Below are 21968 nucleotides of genomic sequence, written 5' to 3' on the forward strand. Positions count from 1 at the left end.
GCTTAATTAAGCGTTTTCTAATGCTTGAGATAAATCAGTAATTAAATCTTGAGGATTTTCAATACCAATAGATAAACGAATTGTAGTGTCTTGAATACCAATATTATGACGTAATGCTATCGGTACGCCAGAATGAGTTGTTGAGCCAGGATGACAGGCTAAAGACTCTGTACCTCCTAGACTAACTGCAAGTTTAAAAATTTTCATAGCATTAAGAAAACGGAAAGCTTCACTCTCCCCCCCCATAATATCAAATGAGAATGTTGAACCCGCACCCGTACATTGTTTTGCAAATACTTGACCTTCAACCGAGTTTTTATCCGCAAATGGCAAATAGTGAATAGCTTTTATTTTTTTATGATCACGCAGAAACTCTGCAACTAATAAAGCGTTTTGGTTCGCTTTTTCCATTCTAATTTGTAGTGTTTCTAAAGAGCGCCCAAGCATCCAGCAAGAATGAGGGTCAAGTTGTGTTCCTATTGCGCCTCGTAGTAATCGAATTTGATTAATCAGTTCACGAGAGCCCATTGCAGCGCCAGCAACTAAGTCCGAATGACCACCAACATATTTAGTCAAAGAATAAACAGAAATATCCGCACCTTGTTCAATTGGGTGTTGATAAACTGGGCCAAGTAATGTGTTATCACAAACAATAATGGGACGATAGCCCTGCTTTTTTTCTAGTTTATCAGCAACAATTTTTAATGCGTTAATATCGACTAATGAATTAGTTGGATTTGCAGGCGTTTCTGCAAAAATAACGGCAACCCGCCCTTTTTGGCTAGCGTTATTGGCTTGTGCTTGGATCAGTGAAAGGTTTAAGCCGTCAGTAAATGGAGTGGCTTGAATACCAAATTTAGCAAGTGTCTTTGCAATTAATGTCTCTGTTCCACCATAGAGAGGTTGAGAGTGTAAAATAACATCACCAGGCTGAGTTAAGGCCATTAATGTTGTCGTGATTGCTGACATACCTGAAGAGAATAATACACAAGATTGTGTATTTTCATAGACAGCAAGCCTATCTTCAACAATTTCACTATTGGGCTGATTAAAACGAGAATAAACCAAACCTGCTTTTTCGCCTTCAGGTAAAGGTTTTCTTCCGCTCACTGTATCAAAGAAAGCTTTGCCTTCTTCTGCACTTTTAAAAATAAAGGTCGATGTTAAAAATACAGGCGGTTTTACTGAACCTTCAGAAAGTAATGGGTCATATCCATAACTCATCATAAGTGTTTCAGGCGATAGTTTGTGTTCACCGATATATTGTTTTTTTAATTGAGAGTCAGCCATTTTTTTATTTCTTCTGTGTAATGGAGGATGAGTTATCATACTGAAAAAAATTCATGTTGTTAGAATGTTTTATAAAGTATGGAAACTAGCAGTTATATAAAAATAGCGAAATTAGGAATAAAAATAAGGATTAATAATGAAATATTAAGAATTGAGTGATATTTAGACAAGAAAATACGCTCAATAAGAGTGGATCATTCTAGTGAAAAGAGTAATTCATGTGGAAAAGTAAGGAAAACTTAAAGATAAAAAAAATTCTTTTATCTTTAAGTTAAGACGTTACCATGCTCTGACTGCATCACCTTTATACATTTCTTTAAACTTCAACTCGATTTGTCGTGAGTGAAGCACTGAAATCAACTTCTTTATATTTTCATCATCTTTGTTATCTTCGCGGGTTACGATAACATTGGCATAAGGTGAGTTTTTATTTTCTAGAATTAATCCATCACGAGTTGCAATTAACCCAATTTGAGACGAAAAATTATTATTAATAACTGCCATTGTAATTGCTGGATCATTTAGTGCTTCAGTGAGCTGTGGTGTATCGACCTCAATAAACTTAATTTCTTTAGGGTTATAGATAATGTCATCTAATGTTGGAGTGAAACCAACGTTCTCATTAAGAGTAATAAGATGGTTTTCTGCTAATAATAGAAGTGCTCGACCTCTCATACTGGCTTCATTTGAGATAGCAACAAGAGATCCTAATTGTAATTCATTTATATCGCTAATTTTTTTAGAATATGCAGCTAAAGGAAAAATATAGGTTTTACCTGCGATATGAAATTTATAGTTATTTTCTTTCATTTGCGTTTGAAGATAAGGAATGGATTGAAATACATTCGCATCAACTTCTTTATTATTTAATGCCTTATTAGGAAGTACATAATCATTAAAAGTGATAACTTCAACGTCTAACCCTTCTGTTAATTTCGCTAAACGAATAACTTCATCCCAAATCACTTGATCAGGTCCTGTATTAATTGCCACCTTTATCTTATGTGCATCTTCTTGTGAACAAGATACAGTAAATAGTGATATCGAGGCTAGAAGTAAACCCGTAATAATCTCCTTCATATATCCCTCTTAAACAGTCCCAGATAAGATCAGTACTATTAATATCATTTTGATTAAGAAATATCCTAATAGTAGATTAATAACAAGGAAAAAGAAATGATACAAGTACTCAATGAATATAAAGAAAGGAATATTCTTTATATTCTTACAATTCATTGTTTTATAAAATAAAAAAACAACACATCAAAATATGATGTGTTTGTTAATAAACTGTAGATTTACTCATTGATAATTTTATTTATACAAGCATCAGAATATGAGTCTTCAACGCTAAGATAAGATAATTCAGTGACACAATAAGTATTAAATTGCCATTTGAACTGAATTTCATCCTCTTGTTTCTTTTCTGATATTTCATAACTAGAAAAACGAATCGGAGTTGGCCGTTGTAAATCGTTTCCTATTTTTTCAGCACTTAACAACACAACCCTGCCTTTTTTTTCAATGAATTCAAAATCAGAAATAGTGATATCAGTACCTTTAATCTTATTGTTGTAAAGACTTAACGCATTAGAATATATGGATGGGACAATATACACTTTTTGATCGCTGCCTTTGATATAAACGGTCGTCATATCAAAAGATGATGGATCATTTAATGAGCGTCGAGACTTAACCACGACATCAGGAATACCATCGCCATTAAAATCGATAAGATTTACTCCATATTCGAGTTTAATTTCAGATGATATTGAAGTGAAAGGTAATGATGCAAAAAGTAATCCTAGCCCAAGTTTTAATATCTTATTCATTGTATTCGCTTCTTTTTTTTGCTTATTACTTGAGCATCAGACTACTTTGTAGCAATGATTAGTCAAGGAATTTTGTGTTTCAAAATAATACGGAATTTACAATTATATCATTCAGAAAATATTTCCATGCTAATGAATTTACTTATTTGACTATTATAAAATGAATTGTTTTTTATTATTTTAAGGCTTAAATTTTTATTTAATATAAAGCAATGTAATTTTTAAGATCATTAATTCTTTCTTTTGTTTTATCTTTTAGGCAACTGCTATATACCATTGGTGCTAAACTTCCTCCTTGGTAATAGTCCGCTTCATACTGACAAGAAAGATCTCTAAAATTAACCCATATTAACTGCGCTTGCTTTAATTGCTCTTTTCTAGCGCTATCTAACTTGGCGTAATATTGCTGGTAAATGTGGTTAAGTTCTTCATCTTTCTGCTGAAAATCTTGATATACACATTGATTTATTTCAGTTTGCGTTGCTGCATTTCGACAATCAAAGTTATCTGCTTGTAAATGTATAGACCAAAAGAGTATACCGCCAGATATTGCACTTAATAGGATAAGTTTTTTCATCGCACCGTCCATTTTTTGATTAAAAACATCGCTAAAAATATTTATTTCACTCCTTTAATATTTAATTTAAGGAATGAAGATAAAGTAAAACCTTTATCATTTTAGCAATATTTCTTATATAACAATTACATGAAGATAACGCAAAATCTCTCTATTTAAGACAATCAAAATAAGATTAAAACATTAATACCAAGTAATTATACTGATATTTTTTTTAAAACAAATATTTTTTTAAATAAATTTAAAAAAATGATAACTAAACTTCCATTTTTTTAACATTATATGTTATTTGCAAAAATATTAGGCAAAACAATGGTTATATTTAATGGTTTATTTGCTGTTGTGCCGAGTTGTTATTATTAAAATATCTAATCAATCTCACCTTAATACAACTCCTCTTACTCGTTTTTATTTAAGTTACTTTTAATAAAATAGAGATAATAAATTAGACTAATTAGTCTAATTGATGCATTTTATACAAAAATGCTCAAAAATAGTTCATTTAATATGCTCACTCGCTTCTTACTCAAGGTGGATCTTTCAAGCTATGAAAAAATGTTTTAACTCTATTTGGTTTTATTTAGGGCTTTTTATCCTTACCTTTGCACTGATTGTAAGCCGTGGACAATACTCTGATTTTGAATTAAATGCTGACACCTCAGTAATAACACCCGTAAATTTCGTGTCTAAAATGGATACATTATCAGGTACGTTGCTCTTACCCCGTGACAATAAAGTAAAAGCGGTCGCTATTTTTATTCATGGTGATGGCGCTCAAGATCGATTTTCTAATAGTAGTTATTTACCTTTAATTAATAATTTACTTGATGCAGGTATTGGTGTTTACACATGGGATAAAGCCGGTGTTGGTGAAAGCCAAGGAAATTGGTTACTTCAATCCATGTATGATAGAGCAGATGAAGCACTAATTGCATTTCATCTGATACACGAAAAGTTTATAAATACGGATATTAAAGTGGGTTATCTTGGATTTTCCCAGGCAGGCTGGGTTATTCCCATTGCGGCTTCGCAATCTGAACCCGATTTTTCCGTTATTATTGGTGGTGCCGTTAATTGGCGTGATCAAGGTGCGTATTATCAGCAAGTCCGCCTAAAAAACAATCATGTTGATGAAACTGAGATTACTCGAAGAGTATTAGAACAATTGCAACAAAACGATCGTGTATTTGGTATTAATGGTAGTTATGATATTTCATTCCAAGGTGAGATGTCTCATGATCGCTTTCAATTTGTTATTAAAAACTATTTGAGTGATTCCTCTAAATTTCTACCGAATATGAATGGTCGAGTATTAGCGATATTGGGTGAGTTAGATCTTAATGTTGATGCGGCTAAGAATGCCTGTTTATATAAAACATTATTAGGTGATCATGTAAATAAAACCGTTGCCTTATTCCCTAATGCATCACACGGTTTATTAAAAGCGCCTATGTTCAATTATCAGCTAGAAAGCCAGTGGTCATGGTGGAAAGAAGCACTTTTTATTTATCAAGGTAGAGAGAGTTATTCTTCAGATGCTTTATCTGCACTTACCGCGTGGATAGCTGAAGGCACACCAATATCACCTACCTACACAAATTTCGACTGTACAAATAACAATAACTGTAATGAACGGCTTATCAATAAAAAATAAATCACAATAACTATGGAACATCGTATGCAACATGAGAAAGACAAAGAGCGAAAAAATGGCTGGATAAATGGTTTTATAGGCATGTTGATTTTTAGTGGATCACTCCCTGCAACAAAAGCTGCGGTATTAGGTTTTGAACCTTTATTTTTAACAGCGGCAAGAGCAAGTATTGCTGGATTATTATCTTTATTAATGTTGTTGTTATATAAAGAAAAATTACCAACATTTAAACAATGGGTTTCATTAACAGTCGTTTCATTAGGTGTCGTGGTAGGTTTTCCATTGTTAACCGCGATTGCATTACAAAAGATAACATCCGCACACTCCCTCGTTTTTCTTGCCTTATTACCATTATCTACGGCTATTTTTGCCGTTATACGAGGTGGTGAAAAACCGCGCCCTATTTTTTGGCTTTTTTCTATTATTGGTAGTTTGTTAGTCATGGGATATGCCCTTTCTCAAGGAGGCGTTTCATCTATCAGCGCTGATTTACTCATGATAGCGTCAGTTATTGTTTGTGGATTAGGTTATGCAGAAGGAGCAACGTTGACGAAATCATTAGGTGGTTGGCAAGTTATCTGTTGGGCATTAATTGTATCGTTACCTCCTATGCTTATTCTTAGCTTTATTCTTATGCCAGAGGAATTAACGACAATCAATCTCTCTGCCTGGGTAGGTTTAGGTTATGTTTCTCTATTTAGTATGCTGATTGGCTTTATATTTTGGTACAAAGGGTTATCTCAAGGTGGGATTGCAGCAGTAGGACAGCTTCAATTATTACAGCCTTTCTTTGGTTTAGCATTAGCGGCCGTGTTACTCAATGAGTCTGTGAATTTATTGATGTTGCTCGTAACTGTTGGTGTTATTTTTTGCGTTGCTGGTTCACGAAAATATGCTTAATTAATATTAACTAGTTAAAGCTAAAAACACGCTAAATATTTTTATTTAGCGTGTTTTTATTTTAATTAAAGCTCACACTTTGTTTTCAAGGTAGCTGTTTTTTTATGATGATCCAGTGCTAGCTCAATTAATTTAGTAATTAACGACTGATAGCCTAAGCCAGCACTTTGCCATAATTTTGGATACATACTGATATTTGTAAATCCTGGCAATGTGTTTATTTCATTAATCACAACTCGGTTGTCTTGAGTTAAGAATACATCAACACGAGCCATACCTAAGCAATTAAGCACACGATAAGCTTTTAATGCCACTTGGCGAATATGTAAACTAGTGTCTTCATTTATAACAGCCGGAACAACAACTTTAGCGCCATCTTCGTCGATGTATTTGGTGTTATAACCATAAAAAGCATCATTTAACACTATTTCACCACAAGGGCTTACTTCAGGGTTTTCGTTACCTAAAACAGCACACTCTATTTCACGACCAACAATAGCACTTTCAACAATCACTTTAAGATCATATTCAAAAGCCATGGCTAATGCCGCGTTAAATTCTTCTTCGTTATTAATTTTGCTAATTCCTACAGAAGAACCTAGGTTTGCTGGTTTAATAAATAAAGGTAATCCTAATTGACGAACCATTTCGTTATAAGGAATATCATCAATTTGGTGTGCCATAATCGTAATAAAAGGTGCAACCGCTAATCCCGCACCATCAAGTAGGCGTTTTGTGACATCTTTATCCATACAAGCGGCTGAACTCATGATATTAGGGCCGACATAAGGCATATCAATCATGTGTAATAGACCTTGCAGTGTACCATCTTCACCATAGGCACCATGGACAATTGGGAAGACAACATCAATTTGTGGTAATGCTTGACCGTCTTCAAGTGAAATAAATTGATTTTTTATACTACCTGGAATAATAGCAACCGCTCTTAAAGGTTTGCTTAATGAGATAGTTTTAGGATTATCGCTATTGAGTAAATAGTCAGCTTCTGAATATTCATGCCACTGTCCTTGCTCATTAATACCTATTAAGCAAAGGTCGAATTTCGTTCGATCTAATTCATTAATAATATTTTTTGCTGATTGTAATGAAACTTGATGTTCTGTGGATTTCCCACCAAAAATAATAGCGACTCTTAATTTACTCATTTTCTAACCTTTTATAGGACAGCTATAGCGAATAGGTAGCAATATATCATGATAAAAACGCCCAATGTAGGTAGATAGTTCTTATCTGCGAAAAATTACGATAAAATGATGAAATTCTATGATTTAGAGTATTAAAACATCACTATTTCAAGATATAACAGCGCAATAACGATCACAATTCTATTGGTATAAGATAAACACTATGACTGATATAAAACAACCGATTGAAATGGATATTACTGAAGTAGCAAAAGCAACAGGGCTTGCCTCTTCAGCAATACGTTATTATGAGAAAAAAGGACTGATTAATTCGATAGGACGTAAAGGGCTTAAACGCGTTTATCACCGCGATATATTGAGCCGCTTGGCCTTAATTTCTTTAGCGCAACAAGCGCATTTTTCGCTAGATGAAATTGCACAATTAAGCTGCAACCAAAAAATCCCCTCAATAGATAGAACTATTGTTCATCTAAAAATTGAAGAAATTGATAATAAAATAAATGAACTTAAACGTCTTAAAAAAGGATTAGAACATATTCAAACCTGCCCTGAAGAGAACCATTTTCAATGCAATAGATTTCAAAAAATTTTAGCATTAAGTCTAAAAAAGAATAAAAAACGAATTAATAAAAAATAATCGATTGCTTTAGGTAAGCGCTAAATCAACTGACGCTCTTTTAATAATAACCCCTCCTCTTGACTTGAAGTTAACTTCAAGTTGTAAGATGCGTATCTCTTTAATTTATTTATCGCATCAACGGAGATATCTATGCCTAAATCAGTCTGGTGGTTGGCATTTTCTTTGGCTCTTTTTACAACTGGGAACGCATTAGTGCTTTCTGTCGCTGTTCTCGTGGGAGAGCAACTTGCTAAAGATCCTATTTATTCAACGGTTCCTTTATTAAGCCAATATATTGGAATTATTTCAGCAACACTTCCAATGGCACACTTTATGATGAAATATTCGCGTAAAGCAGGTTTTATTATTGGAAATATAGGTGGGTTAATCGGCGCATTATTATCTATTGCAGGTATTTATTATCATAATCTAATGCTGTTTTCCTTTGGTACTTATTTTACTGGAGTTGCTATTGGTACAGCACAACAATATCGATTTGCTGCACTCGAAGAAACACCAGTGAGCATGCATGCAAAAGCTATCGGTTTAGTGATGAGTGGCGGTATTGTTGCCGCAGTTATTGGACCGACATTAGCAGTAACAACGCGGCAATTCTTTGCAGATTATCCGTTTATTGGACCTTTTACTGCATTAAGTTTTATTTATATTTTAGCGTTCGGATTACTGTTGAAAATTCCTTTAAAAAAAACAATAAAAACCAAAATACAAACAGAAGAAAAACCAAGAAGTTATCCACTATTATACAGTCAACCTTTGTTATTTTTAGTCACAATTGTTAGTGCATTAGGTTATGGCGTTGTAGTGTATATGGTTGGCGCTATTCCACTATCGATGAAACAAAATGGCTTTGAATTTGCCACCATTGCTTTTGTGTTTCAATGCCATATCTTAGGCATGTTTGCTCCCTCTTTTATTACAGGTCAACTTATCCACCGATTCGGGATCAAGATTTTCTTTTTTACTGCCATACTCTTATTGATAATTGCATTAGGTATCAACTTACAAGGCAATAGCTTTTATCATTACCTCATTAGTTTTGTGTTAATTGGTATTTCATGGAATCTAAACTTAATTAGCTCTACTCATTTGCTATCTAAAACGTATTTATCGCATGAGCGTGCAAAAGTCCAAGGTACCAATGACTTTTTAATTTTCTTCTTTGGTGGATTAGGCAGTATCACAGGCGGTCTTGCTTTTTATTTAATAGGTTGGCAACACACCAACATTATTGGTATTACTGTTGCTGTCATGATTTTATTAGCCGCAATTAAACTACGAAAACATTTACCCTCAACGAGTACGTTATAATTTTATTTACTCATGATTATCTCAAGCCTGCTTAAATTGCGGGCTTTCACACTAAATGATACTTTTTATCTTTCTTATGGGATTGCATAGAAGAACTCTATATTGATAGAATTAAATCACCGATTCACTTTTTAAACTTAGAGAAGGAGGCTAATTATGTTTTTGTGTGATCTTATTGAATACTCACACTTCTTTGGTAATCGTCACAGCTCAGGCTTTCACAGTATTTTACTGCGTTAACCTGCCTGAGCGACGTTAACTATGACCTCTCTCAGCTTACAGGGTTATCGCAAGATATTACCCAAGGCGTTTCTACGCCTAAAGAATGAGTAAGCTATGAGCACATTATTATCTACACAAAATCTGTCTTTTCATAATAACAACGGTTTATTACTAAATGATATTTCTTTAGCCTTAATTAAAGGTGAGAAAATTGGTTTAATTGGCCATAACGGCTGTGGAAAAAGTACATTATTAAAACTTTTATCACATCAATTAACACCGAATGAAGGTGTTATTTCCATTGCTAATCAAACCGTAATGGCCTATATAGAGCAGCACCTTCCTCAAGAATTACAGCCAATGACATTAATGGATGCTGTACTTCATAAACTTCCTGAAGAATACAGATTATCTGAAGGCTGGCGCGCAGAGTTACTACTCTGTGAAATGGGTTTTAAGTTTGATGAAAAAAATCTACGTGTTTCACAATTAAGTGGTGGCCAACATACGCGTTTATTATTAGCAAGGGCGTTAATTATTGAGCCTGACCTATTGTTACTTGATGAACCCAGTAACCATCTCGATTTACCCACTATTTTATGGTTAGAAACCTTTTTAAAACAGTGGCGTGGTAGCTTTATTTTGGTGTCTCATGATAATACGCTATTAGACAACGTGACGAATTGTACGTGGATCATTCGTGATAAGTCATTATCTATCTTTCGCTTGCCCTGCTCTCAAGCCAGAGTAGCGCAAGAAGAGCAAGATATGAGTGCGCAACATCGACGTGATGCACAGCAAAAAGAGATAGATAGGATTACCCAAAGTGCGAAGCAGCTCGCAATTTGGGGTCACGTTTATGATAACGAGAATTTATCTCGCAAAGCTAAACAGATGGAGAAACATATTGTTCGTTTAAAAGATGAACAAACCGAAGTAGCTGAAGGAGCTCAGTGGGTATTACAATTTTCAGGTACAACACTGCGTGCTGATAGACTTTGTGAATTAATTCAACTCTCTGTCATTCCTGCTGATAATGCCCCTGTTCTCTATATTGTCGAAAATCAGCGCATTAAAAGTGGTGATCGAGTGGCAATAATCGGTGCTAATGGAACGGGAAAATCATCATTATTAAAGATGATTTGGTCATTAAATTCAGTTGAAACAACGACACAAAGTACAATAAGGTTACATCCTCGTGTTGAATTGGGTTATTACGACCAAAACATTGCGCAGTTAAAGGATAATGATACCCTCACTGAGGCATTGAAACCTTTTGCGCCTTTAACTGATGAACAACGTAAAATGGCACTAATTAGCGCAGGTTTTGTTTATATTCGTCATGGGCAAAAAGTGTGTACGTTAAGTGGTGGTGAACGTGCTCGTTTATTATTTATCGGTCTGAGTTTAGCGAAATACTCATTCTTGATGCTTGATGAACCGACGAATCATATTGATATGGATGGTAAAAAGGCGTTAGCTGAGCAAATTAGTCAATTCACTGGTGGTATTTTATTAGTTAGTCATGATCGAGAATTGATTGAAAATAGTTGCAATCGTTTTTGGTATATTCACAATGGTATTTTGACTGAACATCATGATATTGAAACGATTTATCAACTTATTTCTGAGGAGGAAGTGCCAGAAATACAGATAACAGATAAGCAAAGTGATGTAGAAAATCATGCATCGGTGCTGTCTGTTTCTCACCATGATGATGATGAAAAACTGTTTAAGCTCATTGAATTAGAAGAGAAACTGGACGCTGATTTAGCACGTAAACCCAACCATCAAAAACCTGTTTTGCAAGCGCAATGGAAACTGGAAATTAGTCAGTTAAAGCAATCGCTTAATATGATGTAAAAGAATAAAATTTTGGTGTAACTCAAAGGATCACATTGTGATCCTTTTTCTTTTTATGACTTATTTAACAAGCTGATATTCAATTAAATATAAAATTTGTGTTGTTGGGTAAATATCTTTAATAAGCGCTTTTAATACAGGAAGCGTCATTCCTTCTTGCTGTGCATGATACGCATTAATATCATCATAATGTAAAGGTGATACAGCTAGAATTTTTAATTTTCCATAGTAAGTACGATGTTCGTTAGCATATAACTCAACCACACTACCTGGCTTATAATAGCTTTCACTTTCATCACGAATAGTAATTACTTTTATTTCTTTAAGAATTGAAGGAATTAAACGCTCAAAAAAAGTAATTTCTGTAGGGTTAAATGACATAGTATTACTCACGAATAAATTGATAACTTGCTGATTATCTCACCATGTTTTACTGATGTTTTATCTGTTTTTGCTAATTATTGTGTTATTTGATGATTCGGTCTGAAGCAATTTTGCTTTACGGTCGATCCCCCAACGATAACCTGACAATTCGCCATTTTGACGAATAACACGATGACAAGGTATCGCCACAGCAAGTTTATTAGCTGCACAGGCATTTGCTACCGCACGATATGCTTTAGGGGAACCTATTTTATTGGCAATTTCTTGATATGTCATGGTACTACCAAAAGGAATATCTAATAATGCCTGCCACACTTTTTGCTGAAAAACAGTACCTTGAATATCAAGAGGTAAAGATAGCGGTTGTTTGGGTAATTCAATAAAACCAACAACTTGAGCTATTATTTGTTCAAACTCTTTATTTGCACCAATTAATTCAGCAAGAGGAAATTGTTTTTGTAAATCTTCTAATAATTGTTCTGCATCATCCCCTAACATAATAGCGCAAATTCCCTTTTCGCTTTGAGCCACTAGAATATTACCTAAAGAACACAGTGCAATCGCAAAAAAGATAGCAATATTCTTACCACCGGTACGCCAATTGGTTGGAGTCATTCCTAATATTGCAGCTGCGTTTTCATAAAAACGGCTATTAGCATTAAAACCTGATTGATAAATTGCATCAGTAATACTGCCATCTTCAATCAGGGCTTTTTTTATTAACTTTTGGCGGTAAGCATTAGCATAATCTTTTGGGGTGATACCCATAATCGATTTAAAGAGACGATGAAAATGATATGGGCTTGCCATAACATGCTCAGCAATACGAGCTAGTGAAACATCACCGTTATTTTGTTCAATAAAACGGCAGGCTTGTTCAATAAGTTGATTACGCTTATTTTCCATTATGACAGTCCTTTAATGCGGGATTACGGTTATTATCAACAGTCATAATGAATAAAGAACTCCGTTTATTGCGCAATAATTTCAGGCTCTTTAGATAATACCCATAAATAAAGCGATGCTGTAGAGCCATAAGGTGAATATCGTTTACGGTAACGCTCAAAGCGTTCTTTATCTAATGTTTTATGATGATAAAGGCGCATAATTCCACGTTGAATGCCCAAATCTCCCCAACTTAAAATATCTGGCCGATTAAGCGAAGAAATTAATAACATTTCTGCTGTCCAAACTCCAATACCTTTCAGTTGAATTAAAGTATCAATAACCTCTTTGTCTGTCATATCAGGAATTTTATTTAAATCTAATTTTTCTGAAATAACGGTATCTGCAATACCGATAATATAACCCGCTTTACGCATAGTCATTCCACATTGTTGTACCTCTTTTTCTGATAATTTTGCAATACGTTCTGGCGTGTAAATACCCTCACATAAATTCAATAGCCGTTGGTGCACCGTTATGGCAGCAGAAACAGAAATTTGTTGTTCAATAATGTTTTTAACTAATGCGGTAAATAAATCAGGTGTAATAGGACGTTTAATGTCACCTATTCTTTCAATGAGTGCAGCTAAGCGTTTATCACGCTGCTTTAAGATTTTTATCTCTTTTTCACCATACTGGAAGTACATAAATTCACTCAGATAAACGGGAAATATTAAAATTAGTATAACGTATAAATAGAGATGCTATGCACTCCATTTCTTGCTTTTAAATATATAAATTGAACAATAAGAAGACTCAAAGCAACAATGTTAAATTAGAAACATAAATTAAAATCTCCATATGTAGATAAATTATTCAAAATAAAAACCTAATCTATACTTTATTTGATTTAATTATTTCTTTCGAAATATCTCTCATATTATTGATTATCGCCATATGCAATAAGGTTTAACATTATGAATAATGAAATTGATTTATATAATAAAGCCGCGGCATTAGATTTAATGAAAAAATCAATATGCTTTACTATTCCGGCGGCGTTAAAAGTGGCTGCTAAATTAAATATTGCAGACTTATTAAAAGAAGGCTCTAAAAATATTAATGAACTTGCAGAAAAAACAAACTCAGTTCCTATTGTTTTAAATAGAATATTAAGAATGTTGGCTTCTGAAGGTATATTTTCCGAATCAGAAGGATCTAGCTATTCTCTAGCTCCAGCAGGATACTTTTTATTAAGTGATCATAAATATAGCTTGCGTGATGCCGTATTAATGTTAACTAATGAAACGTTATGGCGGCCAGTTGGCGATGTTATTGAGTCAGTTCAGGGTAACCCTGCTTTCGAAAACTTATATGGCATGTCTTTTTATCAATATTGGCAAGATAATGTAAGAGAAGATCATGATTTTCAAGCAGGTATGAGCTCTTTATCAAAAATAGAAAATTATTTTCTTATTAAGCATTATAAATTTCCAGAGAACAAAATAGTGACAGATATTGCTGGAGGGCTAGGTGGATTATTATTGGAAATTTTAAAAGAAAATCCTACGTTAAAAGGACAGTTATTTGATCACTCGCATGTATTAGAAAGAACGAAATTAGTTGAATTAAGTGATGATAGTCGTTGGAAATTAATACCAGGTGATCTATTTGGAAATTATCCTGAATCTGATATTTATTTAATGAAATATATTATTCACAATTGGAATAATGAAAATGTTATTAATATTTTTAAGAATTTGCGCAAAATAATGAAGGCGGATTCAAAAGTACTTATTATTGAGCCAGTTATTTTTAAAAAAAATATACCGGATGTCGCTAAATATATGGATATGATTTGTATGAGCGCATTTCCTGAATCGGGCGAACGCACAGAAGATGAATTTATTGCTTTATTAGATCAATCAGATTTGAAAATTAATAAAGTGATTAAAACAGAAACATATAATTCAATATTAGAAGTTGTTATTAAATAATTTATTGAAAAGATCATCTATTTGTAACAAAAAAAGCCACTTTCAAAAGTGGCTTTTTAAATTGAAAAAAGATTATGCAGTTAACGCCAGTTTTGCACCAAAAAGTAAGAACACTGCACCTATACAACTATTTGATAATGATGCTAATCGTTTGTTATGTTTTACTTTATTAGTAATAGCTACTCCGCCAAAAATAAGAATTGATAAATAAATCATGCTACATGTTTCTAAAATTGCACCTAATACAAAAAATGGAACACCCGCATTTTCATATTTAGGATCAATAAACTGAATAAAGAAAGAGACATAAAAAATGATCATTTTAGGATTAAGCATACTTAAAAATAGAGCCTTAACATAAAGACCATCTTTTGCTTTGATTGCCACTTCTGATACTTGTTCAGTTGTTTCTTTTTTCTTGTGAAACGTTGCATATAATGTCTTTAAACCCAAATAGGTTAAATAAAGAGCACCTGCATATTTAATAACAATAAAGAAAACGGGTGAAGTCTTGACTAATGAAGCAACCCCCAAAAATGCCAAAAAGATTAATAATGCATCACCCGTAAAAACACCAAGAGCGGCTTTATACCCCCCTTTTACCCCATGCTTCGCACTGGAAGTAAGGACGAAAATCGAGTTTGGACCTGGTACTAAGGTAATAAAAATAACGCCTAAAAGGTATGTCCAAATATTTGAAATACCGATACTTTCTAACATACGACGCCTTTTTTAAAAAAATAATATGCTGAATATGTGAGCTATCATATCGACAATAATATTTTTGTAAAACAATAATCTTTATATAATATAAAAATAAGTTAATTAATCTAGTTTGATTAATAAAAAGCAGTTTGTAAGTCTTTTTTAATTAATTTATTTAGATTAAAAAACTAGTTTAAATGTGCGTTATAGTATGATGCTGAAATTAAAATTTATACAGCGATAAAGTTCAAAATAAAAAACAATATCAGTTTTATAAACTACAAATTAGATAAATATTAGAGGCAATACCCTATTGTTTGTTTTGTGTTATGGTTTTTTATTCTTTTTGTGATTTGCATCTATTCAATATTGCCAAAATAACAGTAAGGATAGTAACTATGTTTATGAAAAATAATGATTTTTATAAACATATTATTAAATGTATTAGCACAAAAAGTGAGAGGATAAATAAGATTATTTTTCTCAAAACCATTATTCTGTTTGTTTTTTACATTTAGCATAAAAATCACCTTACCTCCTATTACCGTTAAGAGAATAAAATGGATATAAGCACCTCATCGTTATCTCAAAAACCACAAAAGAAAATTATTATTGTTGGTGCTGGCATAGTTGGTGTAATGCAAGCTTGGTATCTTGCAAAAAAGAGCAATATGCAGGTTATCTTATTAGATAAAGCGAATGCAGGAACTGGCGCAACAAGTGCTTCATTTGCTTGGCTAAATGTCTCTTATGAGCGACCAGATGCTTATCAAAAATTACGAGCAGAAGCGATTCATTGTTGGCGAGAACTCGATAAAGAGACACAAGGAAAATTGAATATTGATTGGGCTGGTGCAATAAGTTGGATGTCTTCTGACAAAGAAACGGCTCAATTTATTCAATCACATCATCAAGCTGGCTTTAATGTCCAAGCATTAAATAAAGAACAATTGATTCATAAAGTACCTAATTTATCTCCCCCCCCTAACTTAGCAGCTTTTGCAAGCGATGAAGGTGCAGTGAACCCTTTTCATGTTATTGACATATTATTACGACAAGCCCAAGAAATGGGCGTTAAATACAGTGCTAACACTAAAGTTATTCGTTTGATAGAAGAAGATCATCGCATTATTGGTGTAGAAACAGAAAATATTAAAATGCATGCTGATCATGTTATTTTAACCGCAGGAGTGGGCGCTTTAGCGTTATTGTCTGAAAAAAGTATTGATTTACCTTTATATGCATCACCCAGTATTTTACTCAAATTAACAACAGATGCAGAAACGCCGTTTTTACCTTGCATTATCTCAACGCCAGAAATGGAGTTACGTCACTTTGCTCAAAATGAGATTATTGCAGCTGAAGATTACATTGATAATAGTGATGAACATCACCCTGAGCACATTGCATTCCATGCACAAGCGACTTTTTATGATAATTTTACGCAAACAGGTAAACTAACGATTGAACAAGTTATTGTTGGTGAAAGACCCATGCCTAAAGATGAAATGCCAATTATTGGAGAAATATCTCCTTATCAGGGACTATATCTTGTTACTATGCACGCCGCCGTGACGTTGTCACCTTTATTGTGTAAATTGGTTGCACAAGAACTGATTTACGAAAAAGCGAATCCTCTATTAACTCCTTATCGCTTATCACGATTTAGCTAGAGAACCATTATGGATGCACAACTGTATAAAGAATTTAAAGTAGTAGAAAAAGCTTTTTGGTCAGAAATTTGTGAAAATAATATTCGTATTGGTGATCATACTCATTGCTTTATGACACCAATGGACGCGCCAATTTTTAACTTTATTTATTTACGTCAAGGCGCAACAGAAGGCTCGTTTCAGCAGGCAAGTACCCTTTTCTCTTCGCAACAAAAAGACCATATTTTGGTTTTACCTGAATCATTATTACCTGAATTTGAAGACATTATAAAAAATGCGGGCTATACCGGTGACGGTATGACAACAGCAATGTATTTAACGTTGTCAGAAGCGGTTTACCCTTCTTATCGAAATAATCCATGCGATATTATTCTCACCAATCATAACCTCGAACAATGGGCACATCCGCTAAAAACAGCGTTTCCTGTGGGAGATGATAGTGATGATACGATTGTTAATGAGTATATTCGTTATCATCAAAAAGCATTAGATAATGGCGCGACTATTTTCCATTATGCTCTGTTAGTTGAAGGTCAGCCCGTGTCGTCATTAACGCTGACGTTACATGATAAATTAGCGCGTTTTGACGATATTGGGACAGATGTTGCTTATCAAGGCAATGGCTATGCAACTCATTTAATTAAACACGTTTTAGAGTTTTGCCGTGAGCAAGGTGTAGAGCGTTGTTTCTTAGATGCATCCGCAGATGGTTTGGCGCTATACCGTAAATTTGGTTTTAAATCCCTCTTTAACTATTTAAGTTTTATTAAAGAGTAACTTTATCATAAGGCTCAATAAACTTATTGAGCCTTGATTTTTAGTAATTAAAGTTTCAACCTTCTTTCTGCATCTGTTTTGTCTTTATCACTGATTTGTCTTATTACACGACAGGGATTGCCAACAGCAACACAATTAGCTGGAATAGATTTTGTTACTACACTGCCCGCACCAATAACACAATTATCACCAATAGTTACGCCGGGTAAAATAATGCACCCTGCACCTAACCATACTGAATTGCCAATAGTAATAGGTAATGCATATTCAAGTTCACTGCTGCGTATTTCAGGATCAACAGGATGAGTTGCAGTTAAAATGCTAACATTCGGCGCACACATTACATTGTTTCCAATTTTCACTGGCGCACAATCTAATATCGTTAAATTGAAATTGGCATAAAATCCCTCTCCAATTTCAATTAATTCACCATAATCACAATGAAACGGAGGTTCAATAATAAAGGTATCGCCTGTTTTACCCAAAAGCTGTTTTAAATATGCCTTTCTTTTTTCAACTTCAGACGGCCGCGTTATATTAAAATCATAAATAATTTCGCGTGCTTTTACTCTAAGTGGCTCTAAACTATCATCTTTACATGCATGATAAAGATGACCTGATACCATTTTTTCGTATTCTGTCATTGTCATACTCCGAAATTGAATAAAACAGTTTAGGTAAACTTCAATATTTATCACCTCATTCTAACGTGAATTAATCCAAATTAACGGCGCTTTTTAAGTCCATTACGTGCAGCTTGATGAAATTGAGCATTTAAATTAGCAGTTAAGCTTTGTGAAATTGCCGTCATTTCTGTGCCTGCTAATGCAGGTGAACCTGTACCAAAAGGCGGACGTGGATCATACTCAATAGCAAGCTCTACCAATTGAGCAAAAGGCGTGCCGAGTAATTGTTCTAATACTAATAATGAGGCATCGAACGAGCCTGTTGCTGGCCCCGAGGTATAAATATTGCCATCAATAACAACATCACTTCCCTCTACTGCTATGGCTCCCATATCAGGCAACATCGGAACGACATTTGAATTACTGGTTGCTTTTTTACCTTTTAATAATCCTGCCGCTCCTAAAACTAAAGAGCCGTAACATGTACCAATAACATAACGTGCTTTATTACCCATGTTAGCAAAAAATGTCAGTGTCTCTTCATCTTCAACAATTTCTGGTGGTACCATTCCTACGACTAATACATCAAGATCTTCAGGGCATTCATCAAAAGTCATAGTAGGCATTGTTGGCCAACCAATATAGCCTTCAACTAACTCTTTCTTTTTCCAGATAAAATAAATTTCAGCACTCGCAATTGTAAAGACTGATTGAGCACCGTTAATATCCATGGGCATAAAGCCTGGACAGACAAAAATACCTATTTTCAATGGCCTTAATTGTTGCTTACGTCCTTCTTCAACTAGCCTGATAATAGAAGGCATATTTTTTCCATACAACATTTCATTGTGATTCATTTTACTTTCCTATTTTGTACTGGTTAGTAAAATAATGACATTTGTTTTATACTGAGTAAATGAATTTCTTACTGATTGGTATAAAATGCAAAAAAAAGGTCGCCCTCGTCGTTATGATAGCGATGCTGCTCTTGAAAAAATAATGGCATTATTTTGGCGAAAAGGATTTACCGCAACATCTATGGATGACTTGGTCATTGAAACTCAGATGAATAAGCCAAGTCTTTATGCTGCATTTGGTAATAAAGCTGCATTGTATGAAAAAGCCATTGAACGCTTTAATCATATTGCTTCTACACGTTATCGCCATGAATTAGAAAAACAGTCACCGAAAGATAAAATTACCGCAAGAGTAAAACGTTATCTGAATTCGGCTATCCATTTTTATACAGATAATGATGGATTAACCGGTTGTATGGTGCTTTCAACCGCAGTGACTGAAATTGCCGATCCTGCAATCAAGCATATGCTTAATCAGGTTATTAATGCACAAACTCAGCAAGTTGAAGATGCCTTGCAAGAAGCATTAGAAGTGGGTGAACTAAAAGAAGGAACCGATATTCACACCATTGCATTGGGGATGATCGCGTTATTACATTCCATTTCCTTAAGAGCAAGATCAGGCGCTACAATTGATGAATTGTTGCCACTCGCTGATCTCTCATTGATTATATTAGCGCCTTATTTATCAGATTATTATGATGAATAAAGAAAATAAGTAATTACATTAGTTATTTAAGAGAGAAAACCATTAAAAAGTAGTGAGCCACCAGCAAAAATTAACATGACATCTAGTAGCCCTTGGAATAGCTTAGGTGTCAATTTTAATACCAGCTTTTTGCCAAGGAAATTACCCATGGTTAAGCCACCGCCCACTAACATTCCACTAATTAGGATAAATATTAACTGCACCAAGTTGGCTAAAGGTTAGGGCTTTGGTGAGATAAATAATAAACGAAGCAGCCGCTTCTGTTGCTAGTAATGGCCCTAGTGTTAGCCCATATGCAGAAAATATTGGAATAGTTAATGGCCCAGTAGAAAAAACAACCCCCGTTAAATAGCCGATAACTGCGCCAGCAATAATAACTTGGTAAGGTTTTATTTTAATTTGATGTTGGCGTAATAAATGAATAATTGGGATCATCAAAATAAAGAACAGTCCCATCCCGATATTGAGCCATTTTTCAGACATAACCCATAATGTATTTGCACCAAAAATAACCGCGGGAATACCAGCTAATAAATAATAAAAAAGTGGCTTAAAACGGATACTATGGCGCCATAAATAAATGCGAGATAAATTTCCCATTACTGAGGCAAGAGCCATAATAGGCACCGCCTCTTTAGCGCCAAATACATAAGTTAATGCGGGAATAAGTAAAATAGAAGAACCTGTTCCAACTACTCCGCTGATGACACCAGAAAGTATTGCTAATAAAATAACTGCGATAAAACTCATTATCATCCTTTAAGTTCAATAAGTTAAAGACGCTGTATCATACCTGCCTTCTTTATTTTTACCTGTGATAAAATATCACTGTACTGTGAGTTTTAATCAGAAAGACTGCTTTATTGATGATAAGTAAACTATGATGAGAAAATTATGATGAGAAACCTTCCTCCATTACCTTCATTACGTGCTTTCTTAGTTGCTTGTCATAGCCAAAGTTATACAGAAGCAGCACAAACACTATGTGTCACTCATGGTGCAATTAGCAGACAGATTCAAGTTGTTGAAAAATGGTTTGGTGTTACGCTATTTAACAAACAAGGTTTACGTCGTGTACCAACTCCTTATGCATTAACATTGGCACAAGAATTAAGTGATGTTTTTGATAAGCTTAATGACATTGGCGTTCGTTATGGTAATGGTGGTAAAAACGATATTTTAAATATCAGTGTTCCTACAACATTATGTTTAAAATGGCTTATTCCAAGAATGGAGGATTTTTATCTTCAATATCCTAATGCCAACATTCAAATTGCGTCAGCAAATAGTGAGCGATTTCATTTAATCAGCCATGATGATTTAATTATTCGTCCTCAACCTCAGCAACAAGAATATTCATCTATTGTTTTTCTAAAGGATGTGCATTGTTTAGTTGCCTCTGAAAAGCTACTTAAACGTTACAGCGTCACTAATTTAGAAGACGTTTTTAATTGCCCTGCCATCGATACACTCACTCGCCCTGGTCATTGGCAACAATGGTTAATAGTGGCTCAACTTAATACTCAGCGATCATTTTTGCGTCAGTATCGCTTTGATCACTTTCATATTTCACTTCAAGCAATTATCGAAGGTTTAGGAATAGGCATTGGTCCAATCTCAATTTTATCGAATGAGATAAGTTGTGGGACTTTAAAAATATTATTTCCTAACATTCAAATAGCCCCTCTTTATTACTATGCATTAACACCATTAGGTGTACAAAAAACCAAAACACACCTTGATTTTGAGCAATGGCTCACACAACAGAAAAGTTAATTTCTCTAATGAAATAAGTGTTTTTTTTTCATAAAAATGACGATTTTACTCTTATTACTTATACTTTTTAAAACTCCATCTTAAGTGTTTAATTAAAAATATTTAATATCACTCTCTTTTTTAGATT

General features: G+C 34.0%; 23 protein-coding genes. 10 read left to right on the forward strand and 13 right to left on the reverse strand.

What is annotated here, in order from left to right:
• Positions 1–6: 6 nt before the first annotated feature.
• The 4 genes from GTH24_RS09495 to GTH24_RS09510 form a co-directional block, all read right to left on the reverse strand.
• The gene (locus GTH24_RS09495; RefSeq protein ID WP_164526322.1) at positions 7–1290 is read right to left on the reverse strand and encodes a cystathionine gamma-synthase family protein; all 1284 of its coding nucleotides are present in this window, start codon (positions 1288–1290) and stop codon (positions 7–9) included.
• A 279-nt stretch (positions 1291–1569) separates the two neighbouring features.
• Positions 1570–2370, reverse strand: a complete 801-nt coding sequence (locus GTH24_RS09500) for a MetQ/NlpA family lipoprotein (protein ID WP_072068094.1) — start codon at positions 2368–2370, stop codon at positions 1570–1572.
• Between the two features lie 218 nt (positions 2371–2588).
• Positions 2589–3122: a carbapenem self-resistance protein CarG family protein gene (locus tag GTH24_RS09505; RefSeq protein WP_164526323.1), complete on the reverse strand. Its 534-nt coding sequence runs from the start codon at positions 3120–3122 to the stop codon at positions 2589–2591.
• Between the two features lie 199 nt (positions 3123–3321).
• On the reverse strand, positions 3322–3699 hold the full coding sequence (locus GTH24_RS09510) for a lysozyme inhibitor LprI family protein (RefSeq protein WP_231619298.1): 378 nt from the start codon (positions 3697–3699) through the stop codon (positions 3322–3324).
• A 547-nt stretch (positions 3700–4246) separates the two neighbouring features.
• Here GTH24_RS09510 and GTH24_RS09515 point away from each other — a divergent pair.
• Both GTH24_RS09515 and GTH24_RS09520 read left to right on the forward strand, forming a co-directional pair.
• Positions 4247–5353 (forward strand): alpha/beta hydrolase family protein, encoded by a 1107-nt coding sequence (locus tag GTH24_RS09515; RefSeq protein WP_164526324.1) that lies wholly within the window; start codon positions 4247–4249, stop codon positions 5351–5353.
• Between the two features lie 24 nt (positions 5354–5377).
• Positions 5378–6253, forward strand: a complete 876-nt coding sequence (locus tag GTH24_RS09520) for a DMT family transporter (RefSeq protein WP_241254070.1) — start codon at positions 5378–5380, stop codon at positions 6251–6253.
• Positions 6254–6318: 65 nt separating this feature from the next.
• On the opposite strand, the gene ddlA is transcribed toward GTH24_RS09520, so the two are convergent.
• Positions 6319–7419, reverse strand: coding sequence for a D-alanine--D-alanine ligase (gene ddlA, locus GTH24_RS09525; RefSeq protein ID WP_072068099.1), 1101 nt, complete (start codon positions 7417–7419; stop codon positions 6319–6321).
• Between the two features lie 202 nt (positions 7420–7621).
• Between ddlA and GTH24_RS09530 the strand changes: the two genes are divergently transcribed.
• The 3 genes from GTH24_RS09530 to GTH24_RS09540 all read left to right on the forward strand — a co-directional run bounded on the left by GTH24_RS09530 (position 7622) and on the right by GTH24_RS09540 (position 11452).
• Positions 7622–8056, forward strand: coding sequence for a MerR family transcriptional regulator (locus GTH24_RS09530; RefSeq protein ID WP_072068100.1), 435 nt, complete (start codon positions 7622–7624; stop codon positions 8054–8056).
• Positions 8057–8188: 132 nt separating this feature from the next.
• Positions 8189–9367, forward strand: a complete 1179-nt coding sequence (locus GTH24_RS09535) for an MFS transporter (protein WP_115349755.1) — start codon at positions 8189–8191, stop codon at positions 9365–9367.
• Positions 9368–9703: 336 nt separating this feature from the next.
• The gene (locus GTH24_RS09540) at positions 9704–11452 is read left to right on the forward strand and encodes an ABC-F family ATP-binding cassette domain-containing protein (RefSeq protein ID WP_164526326.1); all 1749 of its coding nucleotides are present in this window, start codon (positions 9704–9706) and stop codon (positions 11450–11452) included.
• A gap of 60 nt (positions 11453–11512) precedes the next feature.
• Here the strand turns inward: GTH24_RS09540 and yqfB are convergent, their stop codons facing one another.
• The 3 genes from yqfB to GTH24_RS09555 all read right to left on the reverse strand — a co-directional run bounded on the left by yqfB (position 11513) and on the right by GTH24_RS09555 (position 13428).
• A complete protein-coding gene (gene yqfB / locus GTH24_RS09545) occupies positions 11513–11833 on the reverse strand; it encodes a N(4)-acetylcytidine aminohydrolase (RefSeq protein ID WP_072068102.1) in 321 nt (106 codons plus the stop codon).
• A gap of 60 nt (positions 11834–11893) precedes the next feature.
• The gene (ada, locus tag GTH24_RS09550) at positions 11894–12742 is read right to left on the reverse strand and encodes a bifunctional DNA-binding transcriptional regulator/O6-methylguanine-DNA methyltransferase Ada (protein WP_072068103.1); all 849 of its coding nucleotides are present in this window, start codon (positions 12740–12742) and stop codon (positions 11894–11896) included.
• A gap of 65 nt (positions 12743–12807) precedes the next feature.
• Complete coding sequence (locus GTH24_RS09555) at positions 12808–13428, reverse strand: DNA-3-methyladenine glycosylase family protein (protein ID WP_164526327.1); 621 nt, start codon at positions 13426–13428, stop codon at positions 12808–12810.
• 270 nt (positions 13429–13698) lie between these two features.
• Here GTH24_RS09555 and GTH24_RS09560 point away from each other — a divergent pair, with 270 nt between their 5' ends.
• Positions 13699–14718 (forward strand): methyltransferase, encoded by a 1020-nt coding sequence (locus GTH24_RS09560; protein ID WP_072068105.1) that lies wholly within the window; start codon positions 13699–13701, stop codon positions 14716–14718.
• Positions 14719–14790: 72 nt separating this feature from the next.
• On the opposite strand, the gene leuE is transcribed toward GTH24_RS09560, so the two are convergent.
• Complete coding sequence (leuE, locus tag GTH24_RS09565; RefSeq protein WP_072068106.1) at positions 14791–15438, reverse strand: leucine efflux protein LeuE; 648 nt, start codon at positions 15436–15438, stop codon at positions 14791–14793.
• Between the two features lie 545 nt (positions 15439–15983).
• On the opposite strand from leuE, the gene GTH24_RS09570 reads away from it, so the two are divergent.
• Entirely contained in the window at positions 15984–17096 is a 1113-nt protein-coding gene (locus GTH24_RS09570; RefSeq protein ID WP_164526328.1) for an NAD(P)/FAD-dependent oxidoreductase, read from the forward strand.
• Between the two features lie 9 nt (positions 17097–17105).
• Positions 17106–17873 (forward strand): GNAT family N-acetyltransferase, encoded by a 768-nt coding sequence (locus GTH24_RS09575; RefSeq protein ID WP_072068109.1) that lies wholly within the window; start codon positions 17106–17108, stop codon positions 17871–17873.
• Positions 17874–17920: 47 nt separating this feature from the next.
• Here GTH24_RS09575 and GTH24_RS09580 read toward each other — a convergent pair whose 3' ends face one another.
• Positions 17921–18517, reverse strand: coding sequence for a sugar O-acetyltransferase (locus tag GTH24_RS09580; protein WP_082151749.1), 597 nt, complete (start codon positions 18515–18517; stop codon positions 17921–17923).
• An 80-nt stretch (positions 18518–18597) separates the two neighbouring features.
• On the reverse strand, positions 18598–19356 hold the full coding sequence (locus GTH24_RS09585; protein WP_072068111.1) for a DJ-1/PfpI family protein: 759 nt from the start codon (positions 19354–19356) through the stop codon (positions 18598–18600).
• A gap of 85 nt (positions 19357–19441) precedes the next feature.
• Between GTH24_RS09585 and GTH24_RS09590 the strand changes: the two genes are divergently transcribed.
• Positions 19442–20065 (forward strand): TetR/AcrR family transcriptional regulator, encoded by a 624-nt coding sequence (locus GTH24_RS09590; protein WP_072068112.1) that lies wholly within the window; start codon positions 19442–19444, stop codon positions 20063–20065.
• Positions 20066–20091: 26 nt separating this feature from the next.
• On the opposite strand, the gene GTH24_RS22305 is transcribed toward GTH24_RS09590, so the two are convergent.
• Positions 20092–20214, reverse strand: coding sequence for a hypothetical protein (locus GTH24_RS22305; protein WP_277606527.1), 123 nt, complete (start codon positions 20212–20214; stop codon positions 20092–20094).
• 28 nt (positions 20215–20242) lie between these two features.
• Positions 20243–20815: a sulfite exporter TauE/SafE family protein gene (locus GTH24_RS09595; RefSeq protein ID WP_241254071.1), complete on the reverse strand. Its 573-nt coding sequence runs from the start codon at positions 20813–20815 to the stop codon at positions 20243–20245.
• A 144-nt stretch (positions 20816–20959) separates the two neighbouring features.
• Between GTH24_RS09595 and GTH24_RS09600 the strand changes: the two genes are divergently transcribed.
• Positions 20960–21841 carry a LysR substrate-binding domain-containing protein gene (locus GTH24_RS09600; RefSeq protein ID WP_241254072.1) on the forward strand — a complete coding sequence of 294 codons (882 nt, stop codon included), beginning with the start codon at positions 20960–20962 and terminating at the stop codon, positions 21839–21841.
• Positions 21842–21968 lie beyond the last annotated feature (127 nt).

Source organism: Proteus vulgaris (genome assembly GCF_011045815.1).
GTDB lineage: Bacteria > Pseudomonadota > Gammaproteobacteria > Enterobacterales > Enterobacteriaceae > Proteus > Proteus vulgaris_B.